The organism is Gleimia hominis (genome assembly GCF_002871945.2).
Lineage (GTDB): Bacteria > Actinomycetota > Actinomycetes > Actinomycetales > Actinomycetaceae > Gleimia > Gleimia hominis_A.
This window is the reverse complement of record NZ_CP126963.1, coordinates 84,015-109,939: the sequence shown is the minus strand read 5'-3', so window position 1 is coordinate 109,939 and position 25,925 is coordinate 84,015. Positions and strand designations below refer to the sequence as shown.

21 protein-coding genes and 4 tRNA genes are annotated in these 25,925 nt (G+C 58.8%); 5 read left to right on the top strand and 20 right to left on the bottom strand.

What is annotated here, in order from left to right:
• The 13 genes from fusA to CJ187_RS00420 form a co-directional block, all read right to left on the bottom strand.
• A complete protein-coding gene (gene fusA, locus CJ187_RS00480; protein ID WP_269843573.1) occupies positions 1-2,121 on the bottom strand; it encodes an elongation factor G in 2,121 nt (706 codons plus the stop codon).
• Positions 2,122-2,145: 24 nt separating this feature from the next.
• A complete protein-coding gene (gene rpsG, locus CJ187_RS00475) occupies positions 2,146-2,616 on the bottom strand; it encodes a 30S ribosomal protein S7 (protein WP_102216246.1) in 471 nt (156 codons plus the stop codon).
• Entirely contained in the window at positions 2,616-2,990 is a 375-nt protein-coding gene (gene rpsL / locus CJ187_RS00470) for a 30S ribosomal protein S12 (RefSeq protein ID WP_102216247.1), read from the bottom strand. Before rpsL ends, rpsG begins: the two co-directional genes overlap by 1 nt.
• Before the next feature lie 367 nt (positions 2,991-3,357).
• Positions 3,358-3,969, bottom strand: a complete 612-nt coding sequence (locus CJ187_RS00465) for a hypothetical protein (RefSeq protein WP_102216248.1) — start codon at positions 3,967-3,969, stop codon at positions 3,358-3,360.
• Between the two features lie 187 nt (positions 3,970-4,156).
• Entirely contained in the window at positions 4,157-8,068 is a 3,912-nt protein-coding gene (locus tag CJ187_RS00460) for a DNA-directed RNA polymerase subunit beta' (RefSeq protein ID WP_102216249.1), read from the bottom strand.
• Positions 8,069-8,083: 15 nt separating this feature from the next.
• Entirely contained in the window at positions 8,084-11,617 is a 3,534-nt protein-coding gene (rpoB, locus tag CJ187_RS00455) for a DNA-directed RNA polymerase subunit beta (protein ID WP_102216250.1), read from the bottom strand.
• Between the two features lie 320 nt (positions 11,618-11,937).
• Positions 11,938-12,324, bottom strand: coding sequence for a 50S ribosomal protein L7/L12 (gene rplL / locus CJ187_RS00450; protein ID WP_102216251.1), 387 nt, complete (start codon positions 12,322-12,324; stop codon positions 11,938-11,940).
• Between the two features lie 63 nt (positions 12,325-12,387).
• Positions 12,388-12,909, bottom strand: a complete 522-nt coding sequence (gene rplJ / locus CJ187_RS00445) for a 50S ribosomal protein L10 (protein WP_102216252.1) — start codon at positions 12,907-12,909, stop codon at positions 12,388-12,390.
• Between the two features lie 437 nt (positions 12,910-13,346).
• Positions 13,347-14,063 (bottom strand): 50S ribosomal protein L1, encoded by a 717-nt coding sequence (gene rplA / locus CJ187_RS00440; RefSeq protein WP_102216253.1) that lies wholly within the window; start codon positions 14,061-14,063, stop codon positions 13,347-13,349.
• 59 nt (positions 14,064-14,122) lie between these two features.
• Positions 14,123-14,551, bottom strand: a complete 429-nt coding sequence (rplK, locus tag CJ187_RS00435; protein WP_102216254.1) for a 50S ribosomal protein L11 — start codon at positions 14,549-14,551, stop codon at positions 14,123-14,125.
• Between the two features lie 177 nt (positions 14,552-14,728).
• Positions 14,729-15,637, bottom strand: a complete 909-nt coding sequence (gene nusG, locus CJ187_RS00430; protein WP_233187319.1) for a transcription termination/antitermination protein NusG — start codon at positions 15,635-15,637, stop codon at positions 14,729-14,731.
• Between the two features lie 110 nt (positions 15,638-15,747).
• On the bottom strand, positions 15,748-15,984 hold the full coding sequence (gene secE / locus CJ187_RS00425; protein WP_102216255.1) for a preprotein translocase subunit SecE: 237 nt from the start codon (positions 15,982-15,984) through the stop codon (positions 15,748-15,750).
• Between the two features lie 42 nt (positions 15,985-16,026).
• Positions 16,027-16,099, bottom strand: a tRNA-Trp gene (locus tag CJ187_RS00420).
• A gap of 287 nt (positions 16,100-16,386) precedes the next feature.
• On the opposite strand from CJ187_RS00420, the gene CJ187_RS00415 reads away from it, so the two are divergent.
• From CJ187_RS00415 to CJ187_RS00400, 4 genes are all read left to right on the top strand, one after another.
• Positions 16,387-17,598, top strand: a complete 1,212-nt coding sequence (locus CJ187_RS00415; protein WP_102216256.1) for a pyridoxal phosphate-dependent aminotransferase — start codon at positions 16,387-16,389, stop codon at positions 17,596-17,598.
• 68 nt (positions 17,599-17,666) lie between these two features.
• Positions 17,667-18,458, top strand: a complete 792-nt coding sequence (locus CJ187_RS00410; protein WP_102216257.1) for an alpha/beta hydrolase — start codon at positions 17,667-17,669, stop codon at positions 18,456-18,458.
• 75 nt (positions 18,459-18,533) lie between these two features.
• On the top strand, positions 18,534-19,553 hold the full coding sequence (locus tag CJ187_RS00405; protein WP_102216258.1) for an adenosine deaminase: 1,020 nt from the start codon (positions 18,534-18,536) through the stop codon (positions 19,551-19,553).
• Complete coding sequence (locus CJ187_RS00400) at positions 19,532-21,112, top strand: alpha/beta fold hydrolase (RefSeq protein ID WP_146003068.1); 1,581 nt, start codon at positions 19,532-19,534, stop codon at positions 21,110-21,112. Before CJ187_RS00405 ends, CJ187_RS00400 begins: the two co-directional genes overlap by 22 nt.
• Here the strand turns inward: CJ187_RS00400 and CJ187_RS00395 are convergent.
• From CJ187_RS00395 to CJ187_RS00370, 6 genes are all read right to left on the bottom strand, one after another.
• The gene (locus CJ187_RS00395; protein ID WP_102216260.1) at positions 21,083-22,243 is read right to left on the bottom strand and encodes a UDP-N-acetylmuramate dehydrogenase; all 1,161 of its coding nucleotides are present in this window, start codon (positions 22,241-22,243) and stop codon (positions 21,083-21,085) included. The genes CJ187_RS00400 and CJ187_RS00395 overlap by 30 nt on opposite strands.
• An 88-nt stretch (positions 22,244-22,331) precedes the next feature.
• Complete coding sequence (locus CJ187_RS00390; RefSeq protein WP_102216261.1) at positions 22,332-23,546, bottom strand: MFS transporter; 1,215 nt, start codon at positions 23,544-23,546, stop codon at positions 22,332-22,334.
• A 64-nt stretch (positions 23,547-23,610) separates the two neighbouring features.
• Complete coding sequence (rpmG, locus tag CJ187_RS00385) at positions 23,611-23,781, bottom strand: 50S ribosomal protein L33 (protein ID WP_102216262.1); 171 nt, start codon at positions 23,779-23,781, stop codon at positions 23,611-23,613.
• Positions 23,782-23,875: 94 nt separating this feature from the next.
• Positions 23,876-23,949 (bottom strand) — tRNA-Met (locus CJ187_RS00380).
• Positions 23,950-23,982: 33 nt separating this feature from the next.
• Positions 23,983-24,055, bottom strand: a tRNA-Thr gene (locus CJ187_RS00375).
• A gap of 84 nt (positions 24,056-24,139) precedes the next feature.
• Positions 24,140-24,224, bottom strand: a tRNA-Tyr gene (locus CJ187_RS00370).
• A gap of 311 nt (positions 24,225-24,535) precedes the next feature.
• Between CJ187_RS00370 and CJ187_RS00365 the strand changes: the two genes are divergently transcribed.
• Positions 24,536-25,030 carry a YajQ family cyclic di-GMP-binding protein gene (locus tag CJ187_RS00365; RefSeq protein ID WP_102216263.1) on the top strand — a complete coding sequence of 165 codons (495 nt, stop codon included), beginning with the start codon at positions 24,536-24,538 and terminating at the stop codon, positions 25,028-25,030.
• A gap of 5 nt (positions 25,031-25,035) precedes the next feature.
• On the opposite strand, the gene CJ187_RS00360 is transcribed toward CJ187_RS00365, so the two are convergent.
• On the bottom strand, positions 25,036-25,884 hold the full coding sequence (locus CJ187_RS00360) for a M48 family metalloprotease (protein ID WP_102216264.1): 849 nt from the start codon (positions 25,882-25,884) through the stop codon (positions 25,036-25,038).
• Between the last annotated feature and the right edge of the window lie 41 nt (positions 25,885-25,925).

Here is a 25,925-nt window from a genome sequence, read left to right as displayed (position 1 = left end):
CTATTCGCCATGAGCCTTGCCGATGATTTCATCCGCAACGCTCTTGGGAACCTCTGCGTAACTGTCGAACTGCATCGAGTAAACAGCGCGGCCCTGCGTCTTAGAACGCAAGTCCCCAACGTACCCGAACATTTCCGACAGTGGCACATGGGCCCGTACAACCTTCACACCGTGAGCATCCTCCATTGCCTGGATGGACCCACGACGGGAGTTCAGGTCGCCAATAACGTCGCCCATGTACTCCTCAGGCGTACGAACCTCAACAGCCATAATCGGCTCAAGCAGAGCCGGTGAAGCCTTGCGGGCACCCTCGCGGAATACCTGCACACCAGCAATCTTGAACGCCATTTCCGATGAGTCAACGTCGTGGTACGCGCCGTCGAGGAGCGTAGCCTTGACACCCACCACCGGGTAGCCGGCGAGCACACCAGTTTGCATAGCATCCTGAATACCCGCATCGACCGACGGAATGTACTCGCGCGGAATGCGGCCACCAGTGACCTCATTCACAAACTCGTACGTATTCTCGTCATCAACCTCGAGAGGCTCGAACTTACAAATCACGCGCGCGAACTGGCCGGAACCACCGGTCTGTTTCTTGTGCGTGTACTCGAGCTTCTCGACAGTCTTTCGGATCGTCTCGCGGTAAGCAACCATGGGTTTACCCACGTTCGCTTCCACTTTGAACTCGCGACGCATGCGGTCAACGAGCACGTCTAGGTGAAGCTCACCCATACCGCCAATAACGGTTTGGCCGGTTTCGTCATCCAAACGCACCGTGAACGTCGGATCCTCTTCCGCAAGCTTCTGGATCGCAACCCCAAGCTTCTCTTGGTCCGCCTTCGACTTCGGTTCGATGGACACGTGAATAACCGGCTCGGGGAACGTCATGGATTCGAGGATAACCGGCTTATCTTGCGCCGACAGCGTATCGCCCGTGGTCGTATCCTTCAAACCAATGAATGCGTAGATGTGACCTGCGTGAGCCACTTCAACCGGGTTTTCCTTGTTCGAGTGCATCTGGAAAAGCTTGCCAACGCGCTCACGCTTACCCTTGGTTGCGTTAAGCACCTGGCTGCCGGACTCCACCTTGCCGGAGTAAACGCGCACGTAGGTGAGCTTGCCGTAGAACGGGTGTACCGCAACCTTGAATGCCAGCGCTGCGAACGGAGCGTTCTCATCCGCCTCACGGGTAATAACTTCTTCTTCATTGCCCGCAACGTGACCTTGCACGGCCTCTACATCCAGCGGCGACGGGAGGTACTCCAACACGCCATCGAGCATCGGTTGGACACCCTTGTTCTTGAACGCAGAACCGGCGTACACGGGGTATGCGGATGAGGAGATCGTGAGGTCGCGAATTCCCTTGCGTACCTCATCGAGGCTCAGTTCCCCTTCGTCGAGGTACTTCTCCATCAACTCGTCATTTGCCTCGGCAGCTGCCTCAATCGCAGCGTCGTGGTATTCCTGTGCCTCATCTTTCAACTCAGCTGGAATCTCACGTTCCTCCACTATCGCGCCGAACGTGGGGTTACCCTTGTCGTCCTTCTCCGGGAAGTACAGGGCCTTCATTTCGAGCACGTCAATGACGCCCTCAAAATCGTGCTCCGCACCGATCGGCATGGTGATCACGATCGGGGTTGCCTTAAGGCGCTCGCGAATCGTCTGCAGTGAGTACTTGAAGTCCGCACCCAGCTTGTCCATCTTGTTGATGAAGCAAATGCGCGGCACGTTGTACTTGTCAGCCTGACGCCACACGGTTTCCGACTGAGGTTCAACGCCCTCTTTACCGTCGAATACGGCTACTGCACCGTCGAGTACGCGCAGGGAGCGCTCCACCTCAACCGTGAAGTCCACGTGACCGGGAGTGTCAATGATGTTGATCTGGTGGTTCTTCCAGTAGCAAGTAGTCGCAGCTGACGTAATGGTGATGCCGCGCTCTTTCTCCTGCTCCATCCAGTCCATGGTGCCGGCACCATCATGGGTTTCACCCATCTTGTAGTTGATACCGGTGTAGAAAAGAATGCGTTCGGTACAGGTAGTTTTACCGGCATCGATGTGCGCCATAATGCCGATGTTACGGACCTTAGTGAGATCCGTAAGTACCTCTTGTTGTCCCACGAAGTATTTCCTAACCCTTGTTTCTTACCAGCGGTAATGAGCGAACGCCTTGTTGGCCTCCGCCATCTTGTGAACGTCCTCACGACGCTTCACTGCGGCTCCAAGGCCGTTGGAGGCGTCGAGAATCTCGTTCATCAAACGATCCGTCATGGTTTTCTCACGACGCTTGCGCGAGAAATCCACCAGCCAACGCAGCGCCAGCGTGGTTGCGCGCGAAGCACGCACCTCCACGGGCACCTGGTACGTTGCGCCACCAACGCGGCGCGAACGCACCTCAAGCTGCGGCCGAATGTTATCGAGCGCACGCTTGAGCACTACAACCGGATCCTGCTCTGTTTTCGAACCAATGCCCTCGAGCGCACCGTAAACAATCCGCTGCGCCAGCGACTTCTTACCGTCGAGGAGCACGCGGTTCACCAGTTGCGACACGACCTTCGAGCCGTATACCGGGTCTTCAACGAGCGGACGCTTAGGAGCTGGACCTTTACGACTCATTACTTCTTCTCCTTCTTCGCACCGTACTTGGAACGCGCCTGCTGCCGGTCACGCACACCCTGCGTGTCCAAGGAGCCGCGCACAATGCGGTAACGAACACCCGGGAGGTCCTTCACACGACCACCGCGCACGAGCACGATGGAGTGCTCCTGCAGGTTGTGTCCCTCACCGGGAATGTAAGCCGTGACCTCGATACCCGTGGACAGGCGCACACGCGCCACCTTCCGCAGGGCGGAGTTCGGCTTCTTCGGGGTTGTGGTGTACACGCGGGTGCACACACCACGACGCTGAGGGCTTCCCTTCAACGCGGGGGTGGCTACCTTCGCGTGCTTGGTGCTACGTCCTTTGCGCACCAGCTGCTGTATTGTAGGCACTACTTCTCCGTATTCTTCTTACACGTTGTTTTCAATAGTCTTCGCGGCGCCGGAATGGCTCTGCCAGCCCCTGCACTGATTTCGGACACACCGGTGTCCGTCAGGGCCGGCCCGCCACCGCTTGAAACGCATAACCCCGGGAAAGCCTGAAGTTGATCGCTCATTTAGGTAACGTCCGGAGCTCCGACGAACCGTCTAGGAGCCCGCTATCAGCACTAAAGCTGAAAAATGATACCCGGCGACGCGGGCACCGTGTATAAATCTACGGTTTTGCGCGCTAAAGGTCAATATTTACTTCCCCGCAAGCAGCCTTCGTTATCAAACTCACTTAGACGCACCCTCGCCTCTACGCGCAAAGCACCGCCCCTCACTTGCGTCTGCGCTTCACTGTAATAACTGTACCGGCCGCGAACAAAGCCACCACAACCACCAGGGCCACCGCCTCATAAGCCAAATTATGCGCATTTACCGGGTGAGTGGGCGCAGACGGACCCGGATCACCATCCGACGCGGAGGCCTCAGGCGTATTTAATGCCGCCTGGGGAGCATACTGACCGGGCGAAGGAGACCGATGAATCGGATACATCGGAACGTAAACTTCCGTGCGGTAGCCCAACCGGGCCCCAACCCCATCGTCGTCACACGGCTCATTTGTAAACCCAAGCATCTTGCGCGTAATCGTCCCAATCCGCGAGCCCACTACCAGCTGCAGTGTCTGTCCATCACGCAACGTCACCCGCTTCGGCGCCGGCTGCCCCTTGTAGTAGAACACGCCGCCTTCAACCTCGGGAATATCTACCCAATCCGCATCCTCGCACCCATCCATAAACGAACGCGAATCAAACAAAACCGTCTGCGTCACCTCATCGGGCGTATCCGGTGACGCGGCCCGCGCCTGGACGGTCCACACACAACAAAAAATCAGCACAAACGCGAACACGCCAACAAAAAAGCGCAAACCGCGCTGCGCAACACGCACGCTACTACACACTCCCTTCAAAAACTAAACCAACCAAACTCAACTCCAACTGCCGAGCTTAGTTTCAATTGCGAAGTCAATCCCAGCCCAACTAAATCACAGCCAAACTCAGTCCCAATTGTACGGGTAGCAAAATGGCGGGAACCCGGCTGCCCGAGCTCCCGCCATCTTCAACTAGTCGAACTGACTACTCACCTTCCGTGAACGGCGCGTCAAAATCGATCGCGTTCAAAGAAGCGAGGAAATCTTCGGGTACCTCTCCCATCTGGAAATCCGCCTCCACGTAATCGGAGTTCGCCATCGCCTCGGGCGTCGGCTCCACGTGGATATCGCGGTAACGAGCAAGGCCCGTCCCAGCGGGAATCAACTTACCGAGAATCACGTTCTCTTTCAGACCAACCAGCGGATCCGACTTCGCGTTCATCGCCGCTTCCGTGAGGATCTTAGTGGTCTCCTGGAACGACGCGGCCGCCAACCACGAATCCGTGGCCAACGACGCCTTCGTGATCCCCATCAGCTCCGGACGGCCAGCAGCCGGACGGCCACCTTCCGCCACGGTAGCGCGGTTCACGCGTTTGAACTCGACCTCGTCAACCAGCTGGCCGGGCAGCAGCTTCGTGTCACCCGGGTCATCCAGCACGGTGACGCGACGCAGCATCTGGCGAACAATCACCTCAATGTGCTTGGAGTGAATGTCCACACCCTGCGAGCGGTACACCTCTTGCACCTCGTTCACCAGCTGACGCTGCGTCTGCGACTTGTTCCGAATCCGCAGCATCTTCTTCGGGTCCAAACGGCCCTCGGTGAGCTTCGTGCCAACACCGATGTGTTCGCCGTCCGCAACCAGCGGTTCTTGCCGCCGCGACGTCTCCACCACCAGGTCCGCTTCCCCATCATCGCGTTTAATGATGATCTTGCGTACCGCCGGGTCTGAATCGTCAATAGAAACCACGCCAGCAGCCTCCGCCATCTGCGCCTCACCCTTCGGGGTGCGGGCCTCAAACAGCTCCTGAACACGCGGCAGACCCTGGGTAATGTCCGCTGCGGACGCCGCCCCACCCGTGTGGAACGTACGCATCGTCAGCTGAGTACCGGGCTCACCGATAGACTGCGCGGCAATAATCCCCACGGCCTCACCGATGTCCACGCGCTTACCAGTGGCAAGTGACCGGCCGTAGCAAGCCGCACAGGTCCCCACTGCGGACTCGCAGTTGAGCACAGAACGGACCTTAATCTGGGTAATGTTCGCCGCAACGAGCTTCTCAATCGCCACGTCCCCAACGTCCGCTCCCGCTTCGAGGATCACGTTACCGTCCGCGTCCTTCGCATCCGACGCGAGAGTACGCGCGTACACCGTGGTCTCCACGTTGTCCGCCACGTGCGCCACCCCGTCTTCATCCAGGGTCGCGATCGTCATCGTCTGCCCGCGGCGCGTACCACAGTCCTCTTCTTGAACGATCACGTCTTGCGACACGTCCACCAGACGCCGAGTCAAGTAACCCGAGTCTGCGGTACGCAACGCCGTATCCGCCAGGCCCTTACGAGCACCGTGAGTAGCAATGAAGTACTCCAGCACAGACAGGCCCTCGCGGTAATTCGACTTAATCGGCCGCTCAATCAGCTTCTGCTTCGGGTCCGACACCAGACCACGCATACCCGCTACCTGGCGGATCTGATCCCAGTTACCACGCGCACCTGACGACACCATCTGGTACAGCGTGTTCCGCGCCGGGAACGCGTCTTCCATGGCATCCGCCACTTCGCGCGTCGCTTCCGTCCACGTTTCCACCAGGCCGGCGTAACGCTCGTCGTCGGTGATCTTACCGATGTCGTAGTCACCTTGGATCTTCGCGGCTTTTTCTTCGTATTTCGCGAGGATCGCTTCTTTCGACGAGGGGCTAACCAGGTCGGAGAATGCAATCGTGATCTCAGACCAGGTGGACCAGTAGAAACCGGCTTCCTTCAGTGCGTCCAAGGATTCTGCTACGAGGACCTTCGGGTAGCGTTCCGCGAGGTCGTTCACGATCTTGCCGAGCGCTTTCTTGTCCACCAGCTTGTCCACGAACGGGTAGTCCACGGGTAGCAGCTGGTTGAACAGGGCGCGGCCCAGCGAGGTGACCACCTCAATTGGGTCCCCTTCGCGGTAGCCCGCCTGCGGTTCCCAACCGGCCGGCGGAATCGTCTCGTTGTCCAAACGCAGGCGAATCCGCTGGTTCAAATGCACCTTGCCCAGGTCGAACGCCATGAGTGCTTCCGACACGGACGTGTAGCGCGGCAGCACTTCGTGTCCTTCTTCGTCGCGCGGCACTTCCAGACGTGGATCCGGGTCGTTCGTCAGGTGGTACAGACCGATCACCATGTCCTGTGAAGGCATCGTAACCGGGCGGCCATCCGACGGCTTGAGGATGTTGTTTGAGCTGAGCATCAAAATCCGCGCTTCAGCCTGCGCTTCTGCGCCGAGCGGCAGGTGCACTGCCATCTGGTCGCCGTCGAAGTCCGCGTTGAACGCACCACAAACGAGGGGGTGAAGCTGAATTGCTTTCCCTTCAATAAGCTGCGGTTCGAACGCCTGGATCCCCAGACGGTGCAGCGTGGGCGCACGGTTCAGCAAAACGGGGTGTTCAGCAATAACCTCATCGAGAACGTCCCACACCTCGGGACGCTGCCGGTCCACCTTCCGCTGCGCCGCCTTAATGTTCTGCGCGTACTTCTTTTCGATAAGCCGCTTCATAACGAACGGTTTGAACAGCTCCAACGCCATCTGCTTGGGCAGACCGCACTGGTGCAGCTTCAGGCTTGGGCCCACCACGATCACAGAACGACCGGAGTAGTCCACGCGCTTACCGAGCAGGTTCTGCCGGAACCGCCCCTGCTTACCCTTCAGCATGTCGGACAGGGACTTCAGCGGACGGTTCCCCGGGCCCGACACGGGCCGACCACGGCGCCCATTGTCGAACAGGGCATCCACGGATTCTTGCAGCATCCGCTTTTCGTTATTCACGATGATTTCGGGCGCATTCAAATCCAGTAGCCGCTTCAACCGATTATTGCGGTTGATTACGCGCCGGTACAGGTCGTTCAAGTCAGACGTTGCGAAACGCCCCCCGTCGAGCTGCACCATGGGCCGCAAGTCCGGTGGAATAACCGGGATCACGTCCAGCACCATGGACTCCGGTTTGTTATCCGTGGTGAGGAACGCGTTCACTACCTTCAAACGCTTGAGCGCACGCGTTTTCCGCTGCCCCGTTCCCGTGTTAATAACTTCGCGTAGTTTCGCAGCTTCGGCTTCTAGATCGAAGTTCTTCAACCGCTCCTGCACCGCAGCCGCACCCATGGATCCTTTGAAGTAGATCCCGTAGCGGGCCTGCAGTTCGCGGTAGATCCCTTCGTCTCCCTCCAGATCCCCGACTTTGAGGGACTGGAACCGATCCCAAACCTGCTCCAACCGCTCTAAGCGCTGTTCGAAACCACGGCGGATCTGATTCATCTCCCGCTCGCCAGCTTTACGCGCTTTGTCGCGCGCATTCTGGGTAGCGCCATCAGCTTCCATCTGCGCGAGCTCTTCCTCCAAAGCCTGCGCCCGCTGGTTAATCGCGCCGTCACGCTTATCCTCAATGTGCTTGCGCTCTACCTCAAGCTCATTACTCAAGGTGGGAAGGTCCTCGTGGCGAGCGTCTTCATCCACCTCGGTAATCATGTACGCCGCAAAGTAAATGACTTTCTCCAAGTCTTTCGGCGCGAGGTCCAGCAGGTACCCAATGCGTGAAGGCACGCCCTTGAAGTACCAGATGTGGGTCACGGGGGCGGCCAGTTCAATGTGGCCCATGCGTTCACGACGCACGTCCGCACGCGCAACTTCAACCCCGCAGCGTTCGCACACGATTCCCTTGTAGCGCACCCGCTTGTACTTACCGCACGCACATTCCCAGTCACGAGTAGGCCCGAAAATCCGTTCGCAGAACAAACCTTCCTTTTCGGGCTTCAGGGTGCGGTAGTTAATGGTCTCCGGCTTCTTAACTTCACCGTGGCTCCGGGACAGGATGTCCTCGGTGCTTGCCAGACCAATATGTAATTTTTCAAATGTATTGGCATCGATCACGATGAGAACTCCTTATTAAATGTCGTCAATCAAGGCGCCGGCCTGCGGACGGGTGTCGAGGGTAATCCCTAACTCTTCCGTCGCTGAACGCGCCGTGTCGTGGGTCGTCAGGTCAATCACGTTACCTTCCGCGTCCAGTGCCTCAACGTTCAAGCACAGTGAACGCATCTCGTACATGAGCACGCGGAAGGACTCGGGAATCCCTGCCTCAGGAATGTCCTCACCCTTCACAATCGAGTTCACAACCGACACGCGGCCCTTCATATCGTCCGACTTAATGGTCAGCAGTTCCTGCAGCGCGTAGGCCGCGCCGTATGCCTCCAGCGCCCACACTTCCATCTCGCCGAAACGCTGGCCACCGAACTGGGCTTTACCACCCAGCGGCTGCTGCGTAATCATCGAGTACGGGCCCGTGGAACGGGCGTGAATCTTGTCGTCCACCAGGTGGTGCAGTTTCAGCATGTAGGTGTAGCCCACCGCCATGCGGTACGGGAACGGTTCCCCACTGCGCCCGTCGTAAAGCTGGGCTTTACCTTCGTCGTTTATTAGGCGCTGGCCGTCGCGGTTCGGCAGCGTGTTGCGCAGCAGCCCCATGAGGGTTTCTTGCTCCACACCGTCGAACACGGGGGTAGCAACGTTGGTGCGTGCAGGCGCTTTAATGCCTTCCGCCGGAATGTGTTTTGTCCATTCCTTCGCCGCTTCAACCGCTGCGGAGGCGTCCCAGCCCATCGCCGCGATCCACCCCAGGTGGTATTCCAGTACCTGTCCAACGTTCATACGCCCGGGCACACCCAGTGGGTTCAAGATGATGTCGACCGGGGTGCCGTCCTCAAGGAACGGCATGTCTTCTACCGGAAGTACCTTGGACACGACACCCTTGTTACCGTGGCGGCCCGCGAGCTTGTCACCAACGCGGATCTTACGGCGTTGCGCCACATAGACCCGGACTTTCTGCTGCACACCTGGCTGCAGTTCGTCCTCGTCCGCGTTTGCTTCGCGCACCCCGATCACGATTCCGGATTCGCCGTGGGGGACGCGCATCGACGTGTCCCGCACCTCCCGGGCTTTCTCACCGAAGATTGCGCGCAGCAGACGCTCTTCACTGGTCAGTTCCGTCTCCCCTTTAGGCGTGACCTTACCGACCAGAATGTCGCCCGCTTCCACTTCTGCGCCAATGCGGACGATACCGCGTTCGTCGAGGTCCGCGAGCGCCTCTTCAGACACGTTCGGCAGGTCGCGGGTGATCTCTTCGTAACCCAGTTTCGTTTCGCGCGCCGCGATTTCATATTCCTCAATGTGGATTGAGGTGAGCACGTCGTCTTGGACCACGCGGTCCGACAGGATGATCGCGTCCTCGTAGTTCAAACCTTCCCAGGACATGTATGCGACCAGGAGGTTCTTGCCGAGCGCTAGTTCCCCGCCCTGTGTGGCGGGGCCGTCTGCGAGTAAGTCCCCCACCTCAACGCGGTCGCCTTCGTCTACGACTACGCGCTGGTTGGTGCAGTTACCCGGGTTGGAGCGCCCGAACTTTTCGAGTCGGTAGGAATCCGTTCCCCCCTCATCAGTCATGATGGACACGAGGTCGGCCGATACTTCTGTGACGACGCCCGCGTTCTTCGCGATAATCATTTCGCCGGCGTCCACTGCGGCGCGTCGTTCCATCCCGGTTCCCACCAGCGGAGCTTCCGTGGTGAGTAGCGGCACGGCTTGACGCTGCATGTTCGCACCCATCAGAGCGCGGTTCGCGTCGTCGTGCTCGAGGAATGGAATCATCGCGGTTGCCACGGACACCATCTGGCGGGCAGACACGTCCATGAGGTCGACGTCTTGCGTGGGAACCAGGCCCGGGTCTTCCCCAGCGATCCGGCACAGCACCTGTTCGGCAACAAATCGGCCCTGGTCATCCAGTTCAGCCGATGCCTGAGCGATGAAGTGCCCGTTCTCTTCGTCAGCCGTCATGTAGTGGATTTCGTCCGTTACTTGACCGTCCTTAACGACGCGGAACGGGGTTTCCACAAACCCGAACGGGTTGATGCGCGCGAAGGTTGCGAGCGAACCGATCAGACCAATGTTTGGGCCTTCAGGAGTTTCAATTGGGCACATGCGGCCGTAGTGGGACGGGTGCACGTCGCGCACTTCCATGCCGGCGCGGTCGCGGGATAGACCACCGGGCCCGAGGGCGGACAGGCGGCGTTTGTGCGTCAGCCCGGCCAACGGGTTGTTCTGGTCCATGAACTGCGACAGCTGTGACGTGCCGAAGAACTCTTTGATCGCCGCGGTTACGGGGCGAATGTTAATCAGTGACGTCGGCGTGATCGCTTCGATATCCTGCGTCGTCATGCGTTCGCGGATGGTGCGTTCCATGCGCGCCATGCCGGTGCGCACTTGCGCTTGGATCAGTTCGCCTACCGCCCGGATCCGGCGGTTACCGAAGTGGTCAATGTCATCCACGTCAAGGGGAAGTTCAACAGGTTCCCCATTGCGCATCCCCGCGAATTTGATTTCTTCGCGTTCCCGACCGGTGGTGTTGCCGCGTTTGTGTAGCGCCAGCAGGTATTTCACGGTCTGCACGATGTCTTCAAGACGCAGCACAGATTCGTCGAGGTCCGTTTCAAGCCCCAGTTTTTTGTCGATCTTGTAGCGACCAACTTTTGCTAGGTCGTACCGCTTGGGGTTGAAGTAGAAGTTTTCAATGAGGTTCTGCGCGGCTTCCGCTGAGACCTGTTCCCCCGGGCGGATCTTGCGGTAGATGTCCGTCAGTGCTTCTTCTTGCGTGGATACCGTGTCTTTTTCGAGGGTTTCGATGAGCACTGGGTAGTCCGCGAACATGTCCCGCAGTTCCGATTCGGGAATGCCGAGGGCTTTCAGGAAGTGGGTTACCGGCTGTTTGCGTTTGCGGTCGATCCGCACCCCCACGGCGTCGCGTTTGTCGATTTCAAACTCGAGCCACGCACCGCGGGAGGGAATAATTTTGGCCGTGTAGATTGTCCGGTCGGAAGTCTTGTCGGCTCCGGCTTCGAAGTACACGCCGGGTGAACGGACGAGCTGCGACACGACGACACGTTCGGTGCCGTTGATAATGAAGGTACCGCGGGGTGTCATGAGGGGGAATTCCCCTAGGAACACGGTTTGAGATTTGATCTCACCCGTGGTGTGGTTCATAAAGTCGGCTTGTACGTACAGCGGTGCTTCGTACGTTTTGTCTTTCTCGCGGCACTGTTCCACGGAGTACTTCGGTGGTTCAAAGTGGAACTCGCGAAATGCGAGCGACATGGTGCCAGCCACGTCTTCGATTGGTGAGATTTCGTTGAAAATATCTTCTAAGCCAGACGTTTCCGGCAGTACTTTCCGCCCGGAACTGTTCGCAGCTTCCACCCGGGCACGCCACTGATCGGTGCCGAGGAGCCACTCGAAACTTTCTGTCTGTAGGCTTAGGAGGTTTGGGGCCTGCATCGGTTCGCGAAATTTGGCGAACGAGATGCGCGGCGACAAATGGTTAGCGGCAGAATGACTCTGTGCAGCCAAAGGGCAATCCTTCCCAGCTTTCATTTAATGCGCGCGGCGCTTATGCCCCTCGCTAAACCCCACTCACGGACACTAGCGCTCTTTTCATGTACGTGAAGCAGGTAGCATCGGACAATATGCGCAACTGTCTACACTACCAGCACTAATAGTGTTTGCCAATACCACTAACTGTATCGTGTGGCAAATCACGACACTTTGGCCGCGCCGATCCCCCACTTCTCGGGGTTATCCCTGGGCTCACGCCCGACCACCATGCCGCATTTTGCAGGCGCCAGTAGCCGCAACCTGAGTAGCAAAAAGGGAGGCCCCGGCGTGGAGCCTCCCTTTTTTTGAAGCTGGTTTCGTTACTTGAGGGTAACGGTACCGCCTGCGGCCTCAATGTCGGCCTTCATCTTCTCAGCGTCTTCCTTCGAGACACCCTCGGCAACCGTGGAAGGCGCACCTTCAACGCGTTCCTTGGCGTCCTTCAGGCCCTCACCCGTGATCGCCTTAACGGCCTTAATCACAGCGACCTTCTTGTCGCCGAAGGAGTCGAGGACAACCTCGAACTCGGTCTGCTCTTCAGCGGCGTCTGCTTCGCCACCAGCAGCGGGAGCTGCGGCAACAGCGGCTACTGGAGCAGCAGCCTCAACGTCGAATTCTTCCTCGAACTTCTTGATGAAGTCGGACAGTTCTACAAGGGTGAGTTCCTTGAAAGCATCAATCAGCTCTTCAGCGGTGAGCTTAGCCATAATGGCACTTCCTTCCGTTTACCCCAGGTGGGGTGGTTTAAATTATCTCGCTATTACGCGGCTTTAAGCCGCTTCTTCCTGCTTTTCACGCAGCGCGTCGACGGTGCGAACCATCTTCGTGGGTAGCGCAGCGAATGCAAATGCGGCCTTGGACATGCCAGCCTTGAGCACACCTGCAGTCTTGGAGAGCATAACTTCGCGAGACTCCAGGTCCGCGAGTTTCTTAACTTCTTCCTCAGACAGGTGAGCGCCTTCCATGACACCGGACTTCAGGACCAGTGCCTCGTTCTCCTTGGAGAAATCACGCAGTGCCTTCGCGGCGTCCACAACCTCACCGGTCACGAACGCGATCGCGGTGGGGCCAACCAGGTCTTCAGCTAGGAAGTCGTAGCCGGCTTCCTTCGCCGCGATCTTAGCGAGCGTGTTTTTCACCACGGAGTATTCGGCGTTCCCGGCCATCGAGCGACGCAGGTCTTTCATCTGCGCCACGCTCAAGCCACGGTACTCAGTCAGCACAAGCGCATTCGCTTCGCGGAAACGCTCCGCCAAACGAGCTACTGTCGCTTCCTTATCGGACCTTGCCATGGTCCTCCTTCCGTGATCAGCCGTGGCCCCAATGTGGTTAAACGTGCGGGGAATTAAAAAGTCCCTGTGCCACACGCGGGTGCACAAGGACGAAAACTCAGCTTGTAACTCACCTGCGTAGGCTCCATCACGGATTTAACCCCAAGGGGTACCAACGGTCTTTGGCTACCCATTAGCTTAGCCCGCGCATTCGCGCTTGCCAACCCACCGCCAGGTGCATTCAGTCACAAGCCCTACCCCGAGGCACTTTGCTCGCCACCGCACAAACGCGGCGCCAACCAGACCTACTCACAAGCGAGCACTGCGAGTAACCATCCCACCTACAAACCCGCATTTTGAGAAACCGCTGCCACCCCACCAAAGTAATGGAGGCAGGTCGGGTGGGTAACAAAAAGTGGTGGGAACTAGAAGCTCCCACCACTTAGTGTTAAAACGCGTTACGCGGCGTCTTCGCTGTCGAGGTTCCGTGTCTTCGTGGCATCCAGTGGGATACCCGGCCCCATTGTGGTGGAAACCGTTGCTTTACGAATGTAACGGCCCTTCGAAGCAGCTGGCTTCAGGCGCAGGATTTCGTCGAGCACAACTGCGTAGTTCTGCGTCAGAGCTTCCGCGGTGAACGAGGTTTTCCCAACAATGAACGCGAGGTTCGAGTGCTTGTCGATGCGGAACTCAATCCGCCCACCCTTAATCTCTTTAACGGCTTTCGCCACATCCATCGTCACCGTCCCGGTTTTCGGGTTAGGCATGAGGCCACGCGGACCCAGCACCCGGCCGAGACGACCAACTTTACCCATGAGGTCTGGGGTTGCGACGGCCACGTCAAAGTCCGTGTACCCACCCGCGACCTTCTCGATCAGGTCGTCAGATCCAACTTCGTCCGCACCCGCGTCGATAGCGGCTTGCGCGCGGTCACCCTGAGCAAAAACCAGGACCCTTTGGGTCTTGCCCGTGCCGTTCGGCAACGAAACGGTGCCGCGGATCATCTGATCGGCTTTACGCGGGTCAACGCCTAAGCGGAACGTGACCTCAACGGTGGCGTCGAACTTAACAGTTGACGTTTCTTTAGCGAGGCGGAATGCCTCAAGAGGAGCGTAGACCTCCCCCTCATGTAGTTTTTCAGCTGCCTTCCGGTAGCCTTTGGAACGCTTTTTCATCTGCTCTTCTCTTTCTGCAGTTGCGGTTTGGGCAGCGTGGCCCTCCCACGAACACTTGCTTATTCTACGGTGATCCCCATGGAGCGGGCGGTGCCGGCGATGATCTTGGACGCGGCTGCGATATCGTTCGCGTTCAGATCCTGCATTTTCGTCTCAGCAATCTCGCGAACCTGCGCCTTGGTGAGCTTACCCACTTTGTCCGTGTGGGGTGTGCCCGAACCTTTCGCCACGCCAGCGGCCTTCTTAATCATCTGAGCGGCCGGCGGGGTTTTCGTTACGAACGTGAAACTGCGGTCTTCGTAAACCGTGATTTCAACGGGAACGATGTCGCCACGCTGGGATTCAGTTGCTGCGTTGTAGGCCTTGCAGAACTCCATGATGTTCACGCCGTGCTGGCTCAGCGCCGGACCAACCGGAGGCGCTGGGTTAGCTGCACCAGCCTGAATCTGGAGTTTAATTAGGCCCACTGGTTTTTTCTTCGGTGCCATATATAAGGGTCCTTAATACTTACTCGTTTCCCGAGGCGTTGTGCCCACGGGCGTGCGTGCGCTCCACCCACCCAAGCGGAATGCTTCCCGGTTTTGGGCCGCGTTTTCGCACACTACACGATCGATTATCTTAACGCGTTGAGGGCGTTGAATGCCACTAAGCGTGCGGCAAATCACCTAGTCGATCTTCTCGATCTGGTCGAAGCTCAGTTCGATCGGGGTTTCCCGCTCGAAGATCATGATGGACAAAGTGACTTTCCGCTGCGCCGCATCCACACTCGAAACCGTGGCGGGCATGTTTTCAAATGGCCCTTCCTTAACGGTGACGGATTCACCCACCTCATAGGTGATTTCTGGTGCGGTAACAACCTGATCTTGCGCCTGCTGCGCTTCTTCTTTCGATTCCCACATGGGCGTCAGCATGCTCACAACTTCGTCGAGTGTGAGGGGGAATGGGTCGTACGCGTCCCCCACGAATCCGGTTACCGCCGGGGTGTCGCGCACTACGCGCCAGGAGGCTTCATTCATGTCCATGCGCACGAGCACGTAGCCGGGAATGCGCACGCGGTCCACCTTTTTCTTCTTCCCCGCTTTGGTTAGTTCCGTAACGGTTTCCATCGGCACTTCCACCTGGAAGATGTAGTCTTCCATGTTTTGCGACGTGATCCGCTGCTCCAAGTTCGCTTTTACGCGCCGTTCGTGCCCGGAGTAGGAATGGATTACATACCAGTCGCCCGGTAGGTACATAAGTTCTTCCCGTTTCGCCTGGACGGGATCCACTTCTTCCGCTTCACCGTCTGCGCCCGCTTCAGCTTGCACGTCTGCCTGCGCGTCGGCTTCACCGTCCGCTGCGGTTTTTGCAGTGTTTTCTTCCTGAGGCTCTGCCGCTAACTCGGTAGGGGCCGTGTTCTCCGCGTCGGCCGACTGTTCAGCCGCCCCGGTTTCACCTGAGGTGGTTTCTGCAGCGGTTTCACCTGAGGGGGTTGCTGCCGCAGCTTCGTTAGAAGTGGTCTCAGCTGTGGTTGCGCCTGAGGTTGCTGTTTCAGCCTGTTCCTCAGGGGTAGGTGATGTTTCTTCTGTAGTCATATGCCTGTACCTCGCAGGGTATTAGTGCTCGTATAAAAAGGAACACACCCTAGTTACTAGGGTGTGTGAATCGACGTGTCTAGTATAAACGATCGGGTTTCAAACTGCCATTACGCGAAAATGAGTTTGTTTAGCCAGCCGAACAAGAGGTCTAGAAGCCCGGTGTACGCCATGACGCAAAGGACGAATACGAGCACTACCAGGAAGAAGGTCCACCACTGTTCCCCAGTGGGCCACACGGTTTTTTTAAGCTCGGCAATCACCTGTTTAACGAACAGGATGATGCGGCCAAAAAAACCTGTTTTCGTGTCAGTACCGGAGGTTCCAGCGGACGGCTGATTGGACACGGGCGCGACCTCCTTAAATCTAAAACACTCGTTATTATACCGCAGGGCAGGAGGGACTCGAACCCACAACCGCCGGTTTTGGAGACCGGTGCGCTACCAATTGCGCCACTGCCCTTCCCTCACGCTTTTAACGCGACGGATTGGTGCACTAAGTGTGCGGATAAAAGTTTATAGGTCCGCGGCGAACAAGTCCAACTGGTGGTTCACATCTATGCCGCACCCCACAGGTTTGTGGTTCACCGTTTCTTCACCCGCTGTCTCGATGCGGTTTACGCGAAGAATATACAATGTGGTTTCGAACCACGTTTTACAGCGTTTTTGGAGCGCCGTTTATTGCGTTTTCAGATCGCGTTTTATAGTGTTTTCCGGATCGCCGTTTCCAAGTTTTAAGGAGTTCCCAATTTGAGTACTGCAGCAAAACCTCGCGTGTCATCTCGACTCGGGGCGATCACCCCGTCCGCTACGTTGGCGGTTACTAGCCGTGCCCGTGAGCTGCGCGAGCAGGGTCGGCCCGTGATTAGTTTCAGTGCGGGCGAACCCGATTTTTCCACGCCTGATTACATTGTACAGGCAGCGGTTGAGGCCGCCCAAGATCCAGCGATGCATAAGTACTCCCCGAGTAAGGGGTTAGCGCCGCTGCGCGAAGCTATTGCTGCGAAAACGCTGCGCGATTCGGGTTACGAAGTGGACCCGGCGCAGAACATTTTGGTAACAAATGGGGGTAAGCAGGCGGTGTTCCAGGCGTTTGCCGCGGTGATTGACCCCGGGGATGAGGTTCTGCTCCCCACACCGTACTGGACCACTTACCCCGAGGTAATTGCGCTGGCCGGCGGGAAAACGGTTGAGGTCTTCGCCGATGCAACGCAGGACTACAAGGTGAGTGTTGACCAGCTTGAAGCGGCTCGCACCTCAAAAACGAAGGCACTATTGTTCTGCTCACCGTCGAACCCCACGGGCGCGGTGTACACCCCTGAGGAAGTGAAAGCGATTGGTGAGTGGGCGCTTGAACATGGGATTTGGGTGCTGTCGGACGAGATTTACGAACACCTACTGTACGACGGGGCGCAGCCAACACACATTGTGAATCTGGTGCCGCAGCTGGCGGATACGGCGATCATCATGAATGGCGTGGCGAAAACCTACGCGATGACGGGGTGGCGCGTCGGCTGGATGCTTGGGCCGGCCGATGTGATCAAGGCCGCGACGAGTTTTCAATCGCACCTGACGTCAAACGTGTGCAACATGGCGCAGGCAGCGGCACTGGCAGCGGTGTCTTCCGATTTGTCGGCGGTAGCGAAGATGCGCGAAGCATTCGACCGGCGGCGCAAGGAAATGGTTCGCCGCTTGCGCCAGGTGCAGGGTTTTGACGTGCCCACCCCACACGGAGCGTTCTACGCGTTCCCCGCGGTGAGCGATCTGTTTGGGACCAAGATTGCGGGCCGCACGATTAACTCGTCCGCAGACCTCGCGGCAGTCCTGCTGGACGAAGCTGAAGTTGCGGTAGTTCCCTCCGAGGCGTTCGGCCCCTCGGGGTTCATCCGCATGTCCTACGCGGTTTCCGACGCTAACCTGGAAGAAGGTATTGAGAGGATTAAGCGCCTCATCAATCAGTAGCGAAGAACCTCAGGGGCAAAGGTAGCGGCCAGAACCTCAGAGGTGGTAGGAAACACTGGAGGCGGCACATGCTACCGGAACTGAAATCCGCGAAGGCAAAATCTCCCCGCGCAACCGTGCTCGTAGCACACGGGTACGCGGAGCATTACGGGCGGTACCACGCGCTCACGAAGGCGCTGCAGAACGCGGGATACGACGTGTATGGGTACGACCACCCGGGGCACGGGCGTACGGGTGGGCCGCGAGCGCGGGTGGACGTGGGGCATCTGATTCGGGTGCATCAGGATGTGCGCCGGCAAGTACTGCGCGAGATGCGCACGCGCAAACTGTTTTTGTTTGGACATTCGATGGGTGGTTTAGTTACCGCCGCTTCGGCTTTGCTCCGCCCGCGGGGTGTGGCGGGCGTGTGTTTGTCCGGGCCGGCTTTTGAAACGGCACCGGTTCCCACTTGGGCATTCGCTCCCCTGGGGATTCTGGCGCGGGTTTTGCCGGGTCTGCCGTTGATTTCGCTTGAGGCTAGCGCGGTGAGTCGCGACCGTGCGGTGGTGGCGGACTACGAGCGGGACCCCCTTAACTACCACGGGCGCGTACCCGCATTGACGGCTATTACGATGGTGCGGAACGGTTACCAGGCACTGCGAAGAGCGCAGCAGTGGTCGCTGCCGCTGCTGGTGTTTCAAGGTACCGCCGACAAGTTGGTGAACCCGCGGGCAACAGAACGGTTTGCGCGCAGCGCCACCCGCGGTAGCGCGGACGTCACGTACGTGCCGGTGCGCGATGCCTACCATGAGGTGTTCAATGAGCCACAAGCCCCTGAACTGCGCGCCCAGTTGATTGCATGGTTAAATGAGCGCATATAACCTGCACGTAGGCTGAATCGGCGTTCTAGTGCTGCAATAACTTTAGAGATGGGAAGGGGCGTGGGACCGCGAGCGATGCGCGACCTAAGGACATTACCGAAAGCACACCTGCACCTGCATTTCACAGGTAGTTTGCGGCCGCAAACCATGGTGGAGCTCGCCCGGGTGGAACGGGTGCGGTTACCTGCGCATTTGCTGGTGGACGATCCGCTTAGTGTGCCGAAGGATTCGCGCGGGTGGTTCCGGTTCCAACGCTCTTACGATGCGGCTCGCGCCCTGGTGCGCAGCGAAACTGTTATGCGCCGTCTGGTTGATGAAGCGGTTGCGGACGATGCGCAAGAAGGGTCGGTGCGGTTAGAGATCCAGGTGGATCCCACTTCTTACGCCCCGCACGTGGGTGGGTTAACTCCGGCGTTGGAGATAGTTCTGGACCAGGCGAAAAAGTCCTCACACAAGTGGGGTGTGTCCGTGGGGGTGATTGTGGCGGCCTCGCGGATGCGCCACCCATTGGATGCGCGCACCCTAGCGCGGTTGGCTGCCCAGTACGCTGGGGATGGTCCGGGCGAAGTGGTGGCGTTTGGACTGTCTAACGATGAGACTGCGGGGGAAACTTCGCTGTTCGGCGCGGCTTTCCGGATTGCGCGCCGGGCGGGGCTGCCGGGGGTACCACATGGAGGGGAGCTGCTGGGGCCTCGCCACGTGCGCGAGGTAGTGCAGTATTTGAAACCGTCTCGGCTCGGCCACGGGGTGCGGGCAACGGAGGATCCGGAGTTGATGCGCCAGCTCATTGACTCTGGGGTTGCATTCGAACTGTGCCCAACGTCGAACGTGTCGCTGGGCGTGTATGAGGATTTGGAGCGCGTCCCGTTGCGAGTGCTGTCTGACGCGGGTGCGCAGATCGCGTTGGGTGCGGACGACCCCCTACTGTTTCGTTCGCGCCTGCTGGATCAGTATGAGTATGCGCGCTGGATTGGGTTCAGTGACGAAGAGTTGGCGCACTTGGCGAGCAGTTCGATTGACGCGTCGTTTGCCCCGGCGGCGTGTAAGCGGCAGTGGCAGGAAGGAATCCGGCGGTGGCTGAGTACAGAGTTGTGAACTCGTTGATTAGTGTTGATGGGGTTGCGGTGCGTACGCACAAGTTTTTGCGTCCGCATCACCGCCCCAGTGATCCCACGTTTGTGATGGTGCATGGGATTGGGGTTTCTTCGAAGTATTTTCTTGCCTTAGCCCACCAGCTGGTGGACGTGGGGAACGTGTTGACGATGGACCTGCCGGGGTTTGGGGATGCACCAAAACCGAAGCGGTACCTTTCGGTTCCAGGGTTCGCAGCGGTGGTGCACGCAGTTTGTCGGCATGAGGGCGCGGCGCACCCCGTGTTGGTGGGCCACTCTATGGGCGCCCAAGTGGTGACGGAGGTGGCGGCGCGGGACCCGCGGGTGTTCCGGAAGCTAGCGTTGATTGGCCCGCCGGTGAACGCAACGGAACGCATGTTAGTGCAGGTTGCGTGGCGGTTCTTGCAGTCTTCGGTGTACGAGCCGTGGGACGTGACGTTGTTTGCGTTGCGGGCGTACGCGAAGTGTGGGCTGAGTTGGTTTGCGCAGACGTTACCGGCCATGATGACGTATCCGATTGGCCACCGGGTGGCGGACGCGGCGGCGCGCACCACGCTCATTCGGGGCGAGCACGATCAGATTGCGCCGCCGCGGTGGATCCGCGACCTGCAGTTAGCAGCTCGGGACCGCACGGGCGCGCCAGTACCGGCGTTTACGGTCCCCGGGGGTGCGCACGCGGTGGTGGTGCACAACGATAAGCGGGTGGCGGAGATTTTGAAACAGCTTGCGAACGCGGATCCTCTGCCCTACCAGCCGCCCCGCCCCGCGCGGACGATTACGGATGAGAATCGGACGAGTATCTACGAGGCGTTGACGGAGAATCGGCCGCAGTCACCACCGGTGTGTAAACGCGTAGCAATCATCGGGTTAGACTACGCGCGGTCACTGAAACTGAGTGCGGTACGAGGGGTAGAAACCGTGCTGGGAACCGGGGTGGATGCACAGTCGCTGCGTACGCCCGGTGGCCCGGTGGCTCTGGGTATCCCTGGGGTGTACGAGAACTGGCGGTACCTGTCTACCTGGGGGCAGGCTCTGCATGCCGATGGTTGGGATGTCCACTTGCCAGCGGATTTTGGGCGCATGCTTGGGCCGGTTACGCTGTTGGCGCGCCGGTTAGAGGACTACTTGGTGCACAATGATTTACGCGACGTCACTTTATTTGCCCACTCTAAGGGCGGTTTGGTGGCCAAAGAGGCAATGGGACGGGCCCAGGGGTGGCGCATCCGCGGACTCGTGTCACTTGGCACGCCGTATTCCGGTTCTTCCCTCGCTGATCACGTCCCCCGATTCTTAGGGATGGCCGGGCTCAGCCCCAGTAACCAGGACATTGTTTCTGAGTTCTTGTCCACTGAGGTCAATGACCGCATCATTTCTTTACAGGCCAAATGGGATGAGCACGTGCCGGCGGGCACTTGGTTGCCGGGAGCAACGGTGGACACGATTCCGGTTTACGGGCACAACCGGCTTCTGGACGAGCCGCAGGCCACGCAGGCGCTGCTCACCGCGATGCGTTCACTGCAGGTAAACGGGTTCGGGAACTAGTTCAATCCCCCACTGGGCACGCACACCCTGCTGCACTGCGCTGGCGAGGGCGCGAATGTCTTGCGCTCGCGCGTTACCGCGGTTGGTGATTGCGAGCACGTGGTCGGTGGATAAGCTTGCTGGCGCTTGCGGATTGAGCCGGTATCCTTTGTCGAAACCCGAATGGGCAATCAGCCACGCTGCGGATAGTTTCACTTGCCCGTCGCCCACCGGAAACCGGGGGGCTTGCGGGTCGATTTGGCTCGCGCGCTCGGCATCGACGATGGGGTTTGTGAAGAAGGAGCCGGCGGAGTACGTGTTCTGGTTCGCGTCGTCCAACACCATCGATTTGGATTCGCGCAGGGCCAGCACGGCAGCGCGTACCTGCCGGTTGTCCACTCGCTGCCCCAGTTCACAACCGAGCGCGTTCGCTAGTTGCGCGTACCCAATCGGGGCGCTGAGGGACGCGTGCGGAGTGTGGAAATCTACGGATAGCACGACCCACCGCCCCGTGTTACGCCACTTTTTCCCCTGCGAAATACGCGCGTCGTGCAGCGAGCGTTTCAGCACGGACGTGCGGTACCCCATTTGCAGGTCCGCGACGAACAGTTGCCGCCGGCTGCGAGTGAGCCGGTCGTACACCCACAGGGATGACACTAGGGACGCCACTTCTTGCCCGTACGCCCCAATGTTTTGCACGGGTGCGGCCCCCACGGTGCCCGGGATCCCAGACAGGGCTTCGAACCCCATCCAGTCTTCCTGCACTGCCCGCGCCACCAGCGTGTCCCACGCGTGGCCGGCACTGACGCGCACCTCTACCCCACCGCATCCGGAGTTATGCAAAACCTCGAGTTCCTCACGCATATCGCGCACCACGACGCCCTCAAACGGCTGGTCGGACGGCACAATATTGGACCCACCACCAAGCATGAGCAGCGGTTTGCCCTCCCGGTCCGCTTCGGTGACCGTTTCAATGATCTCTTCTTCACTGCGGGCGCACACTACCGTTTCGGCATCCGCCCCCACCCCGAGAGTGGTCCAGTCCGCCAACCGGTGCGAATCCGGGTGGTACTGCCGGTGTGACGGACGCGCGGACACGGGGTGGTTGCTGGCCGGAACGTGGTCAGTGCATGAATCAAAGGATGCTTCCATATGTCTCACTCTAGTTCACGGAGATTGCTCAGTACGTATGTCATTCGCCCGGCGCACTTTCGTTATTGGGGCGATTGCGGCGCGCACCTTAGTGGGGTTTGTTACCGACCGTACCTTCGTTCGGGTCTTCTTCTTGAGGGTCTTTCAGCTGTGCGGACAGCATCACGGATACGGCAACTGGGATCGCGATGAACCCTAGAGCCCCGCGGTACCCCAAGTGTTCGGCTAAGAAACCGATTAGCGGAGGTCCGGCGAGGAATGCGCCGTAACCGATGGTGGACAGTACGGATAGGCGCGCGGCCGCCATGGCTGGTTCTTTTGATAGCGCTGAGGCTGCCGATGGGAACCCCAGGGCCGCTCCGATTGCCCATGCAACCACGCCCACCAGTGCGAGCGCCGGCCAGGGGGCTACCGCCTGCACGATTAGCCCTCCGATTGCGATCAGCAGCAGTGTGGGCACCAGGCGTTCCACAGGCCAGCGGTGCAGCAACGTGGAGGACGCGAACCGCGTGAAAGTAAGCACCGTCAAGAACAGTGCGAGCGTCGCCGTTCCCAACGTGTCACTAACGTGGAATCCGTCCACCATCGCCAGTGGTAACCAGTCGTTCGCTGCCCCTTCCATCAGCCCGGTGCCGAGGACGAACACGCCGATCAGTAGCGTACGTTTTTCGCGCCACGCTCGGGAAGTGCGTTTGTTTCCACGCGTTGAGGTTCCAGCCAAGTCCTCAATAATAGGTTGCGGAACATAGTTCAAACCGGCCCAAACGATCCCCAGAAGGACGCACACCACAACGGCAGCTAAGTGTTGCGCCACCCCGATGTGGAAATACGAACAAGCTGCGCCAATCAGTGCTGCCACTACGGTCCCCACGGAATAGGCTGCGTGGTACCAGGGCATGCGGACGCGGTGGGCGACGACTTCCACGTAGCCGCCCTCCACGTTCATCGTCGCATTGGCCATCGCGATCCCGATTTGCGCGAACGCCAGTGCGGGGGCAAGCAGGCCGGCTGCTCGGGCCTCATACGCAAGAATCACTCCTGTGATCCCAGTGGCCCATACTGCGTAAGCACCCCAAATCGTGACTCGTGGCCCCCAGCGGCCCACGACGGGGCCGGATGAAGGTAGGGCGATGAGGGAACCGAGTGAACCAATCAGGAGCAGCAACCCCATGCGGGAGGGTTCTAACGCGAGTTCACTGCGGATGGTGGGGATTCGGGCGAGGAAACTCGCGACCGACAACCCGGAGAGGAAGAAGGTGAGCATCGTGGCGATGGACGCGCGGGTGATCTGCTTTTCAGTCAATGCGATCCTCAAACGTTAAAACAACCCCCCACGATTGTGAGGGGTTGAAAGTTTTCCGTGACGCCTAGCGGGTCTCGCGGTGAGCCGTGTGCTTGCGGCAACGCGGGCAGTACTTCTTTAGCTCTAGGCGGTCCGGCGTATTACGACGGTTTTTCTTCGTAATGTAGTTCCGCTCCTTGCACTCCGAACAGGCCAGAGTGATCTTAGGGCGAACATCAGACGACTTGCTAGCCACTTTAACTTCCTTATATCTGTCGGAGAATGGTTATCGGTTTCCCGCCTAGGAGTCGCCTGAGTGCTCTCGGATGACGCCCGGGTAGAAAATCCGGTAGCGGGGGCGGGACTCGAACCCGCGACCTCACGATTATGAGTCGTGCGCTCTCACCAACTGAGCTACCCCGCCGCAAGGGTGGTTGCGGCCCTAAACCACAAACCGAGCCCCGAAAGGGAATCGAACCCTTGACCTTCTCCTTACCATGGAGACGCTCTGCCGACTGAGCTATCGGGGCAACGCGAACAACTTTACCGGCACACGCGCCCTGCGGGCAAACGTTTGCGGTGCGTTTGTCGTCACATCTTTCGCTACTGCGAAATGGTGGCGGAGGAGGGATTTGAACCCCCGAAGCGAATCGCGGCTGATTTACAGTCAGCTCCCTTTGGCCACTCGGGCACTCCGCCTTTAACGATTGAACACTAGCTCGCGTTCAACGACGCTTGGAAAGATTATCAGACCGCCCGCCTTAAATGCCAATTACACTAGGGTGGCGTGACGAAGCTCCCACATTGCATTATTTAGATACCCTTGAGGGGGTGCGCGCAGCGGCTACTCGGGGAGCGAACCCACGGCTGGGGGCGGCGGTGTTAGGAGCAGGCAGACGCCAACCGCAGCTACGCAACAAGCCGACCACCGGGACTCGCTGACAGCAGGAATAAACGGGTGGCTGGTGCGCGCCGATATTAGGAACGAACGGAAGTAGTCGGAGGGGAAAATGGCAGACTCATCATTTGACGTTGTGAGTGAAATTGACCGGCAGGAGGTGGATAACGCGGTGAATCAGTCGGCGAAGGAAGTTGGGAACCGCTACGACTTTCGCGGCGTGGACGCGCGGGTTGAACTTAGTGGAGATCAGATTCTGATGGAGGCGAACACGGCTGAAAGAACATTGGCTATTTTGGACGTGTTGCAATCGAAGCTGATTCGCCGCGGCGTTTCACTAAAATCTTTAGACCTCGGGGGCGGGGAGCCGAAACCGTCGGGGAAGATCTTCCGGCTCACTGGGGACCTCAAGCAAGGGATCTCACAAGACCAAGCAAAGAAGATTACGAAACTTATCCGCGACGAAGCGCCCAAAGGTGTGAAAGCGCAGATTCAGGGGGACACGGTGCGGGTTGCCCACAAGTCACGCGACACGCTGCAGGACGTGATTGCGCTGCTGAAGAAAGCGGACCTGGACGTCGCACTGCAGTTCAAGAACTACCGGTAGGCGCGTCAGTAGCCAGCGATTTTTTCGAGGCGAGCGATCCGTTCCGCGATTGGCGGGTGAGTGGAGAACAGTTGCGCCGCCCCACCGCGCAGCGGATTCGTGATCATCATCGCAGCCACGTTCTGCTGGTTCGGCGTGGCTTGCAGAGGTGTCTGCGTGTTCCCTCGCTCCAACTTACGCAGCGCACTCGCAAGCGCCAACGGGTCTTCACTGAGCACCGCGCCCGCGCGGTCTGCCTCATATTCACGGGTCCTACTGATCCCCAGCTGCAGCATCGTCGCTGCGAGGGGCGCCAAGAAAGTCATTAGCATTGAGATCAACGGGTTCGCGCCCCGCCAGCGCCAGCTGCCGAACATGAAGATCTGCGCGATCGAAGTAATTAGAGAGGCAATCCCACCGGCAATTGTTGACGTGAGGATGTCCCGGTTGTACACGTGTGACAGCTCGTGGCCGAGCACTGCGCGGAGTTCACGCGGCTCCAAAAGCTCCATAATACCTTCTGTCACACAAACGGCTGCATGCTGCGGGTTCCGACCCGTTGCGAACGCGTTCGGTGTGCGCGTGGGCGCCATGTAGATCGCTGGCATAGGTTGACCTGCTTTGCCAGACAGTTCCGCAACTGCGTCGTACAACTGCGGTTCATGCTCCGCAGACACTGCCACTGCCCGCATTGACCGCAACGCGATTTTGTCTGAGTTCCAATACGTGTATAGGGACATGAACAGGCCCGCAAACATGAAGATCCAGAAAAATGTTGGCGTTGATTGCCACGCGGATAACCAAGCGCCGATTGCGCCCAGCAGGCCCCACATAACGCCGAACAGCAGAGCGGTCTTAAGCGTATTTGAACCCATACATCCTCTTCCCCATTTTGATTAGCCGAATCTACGCTACG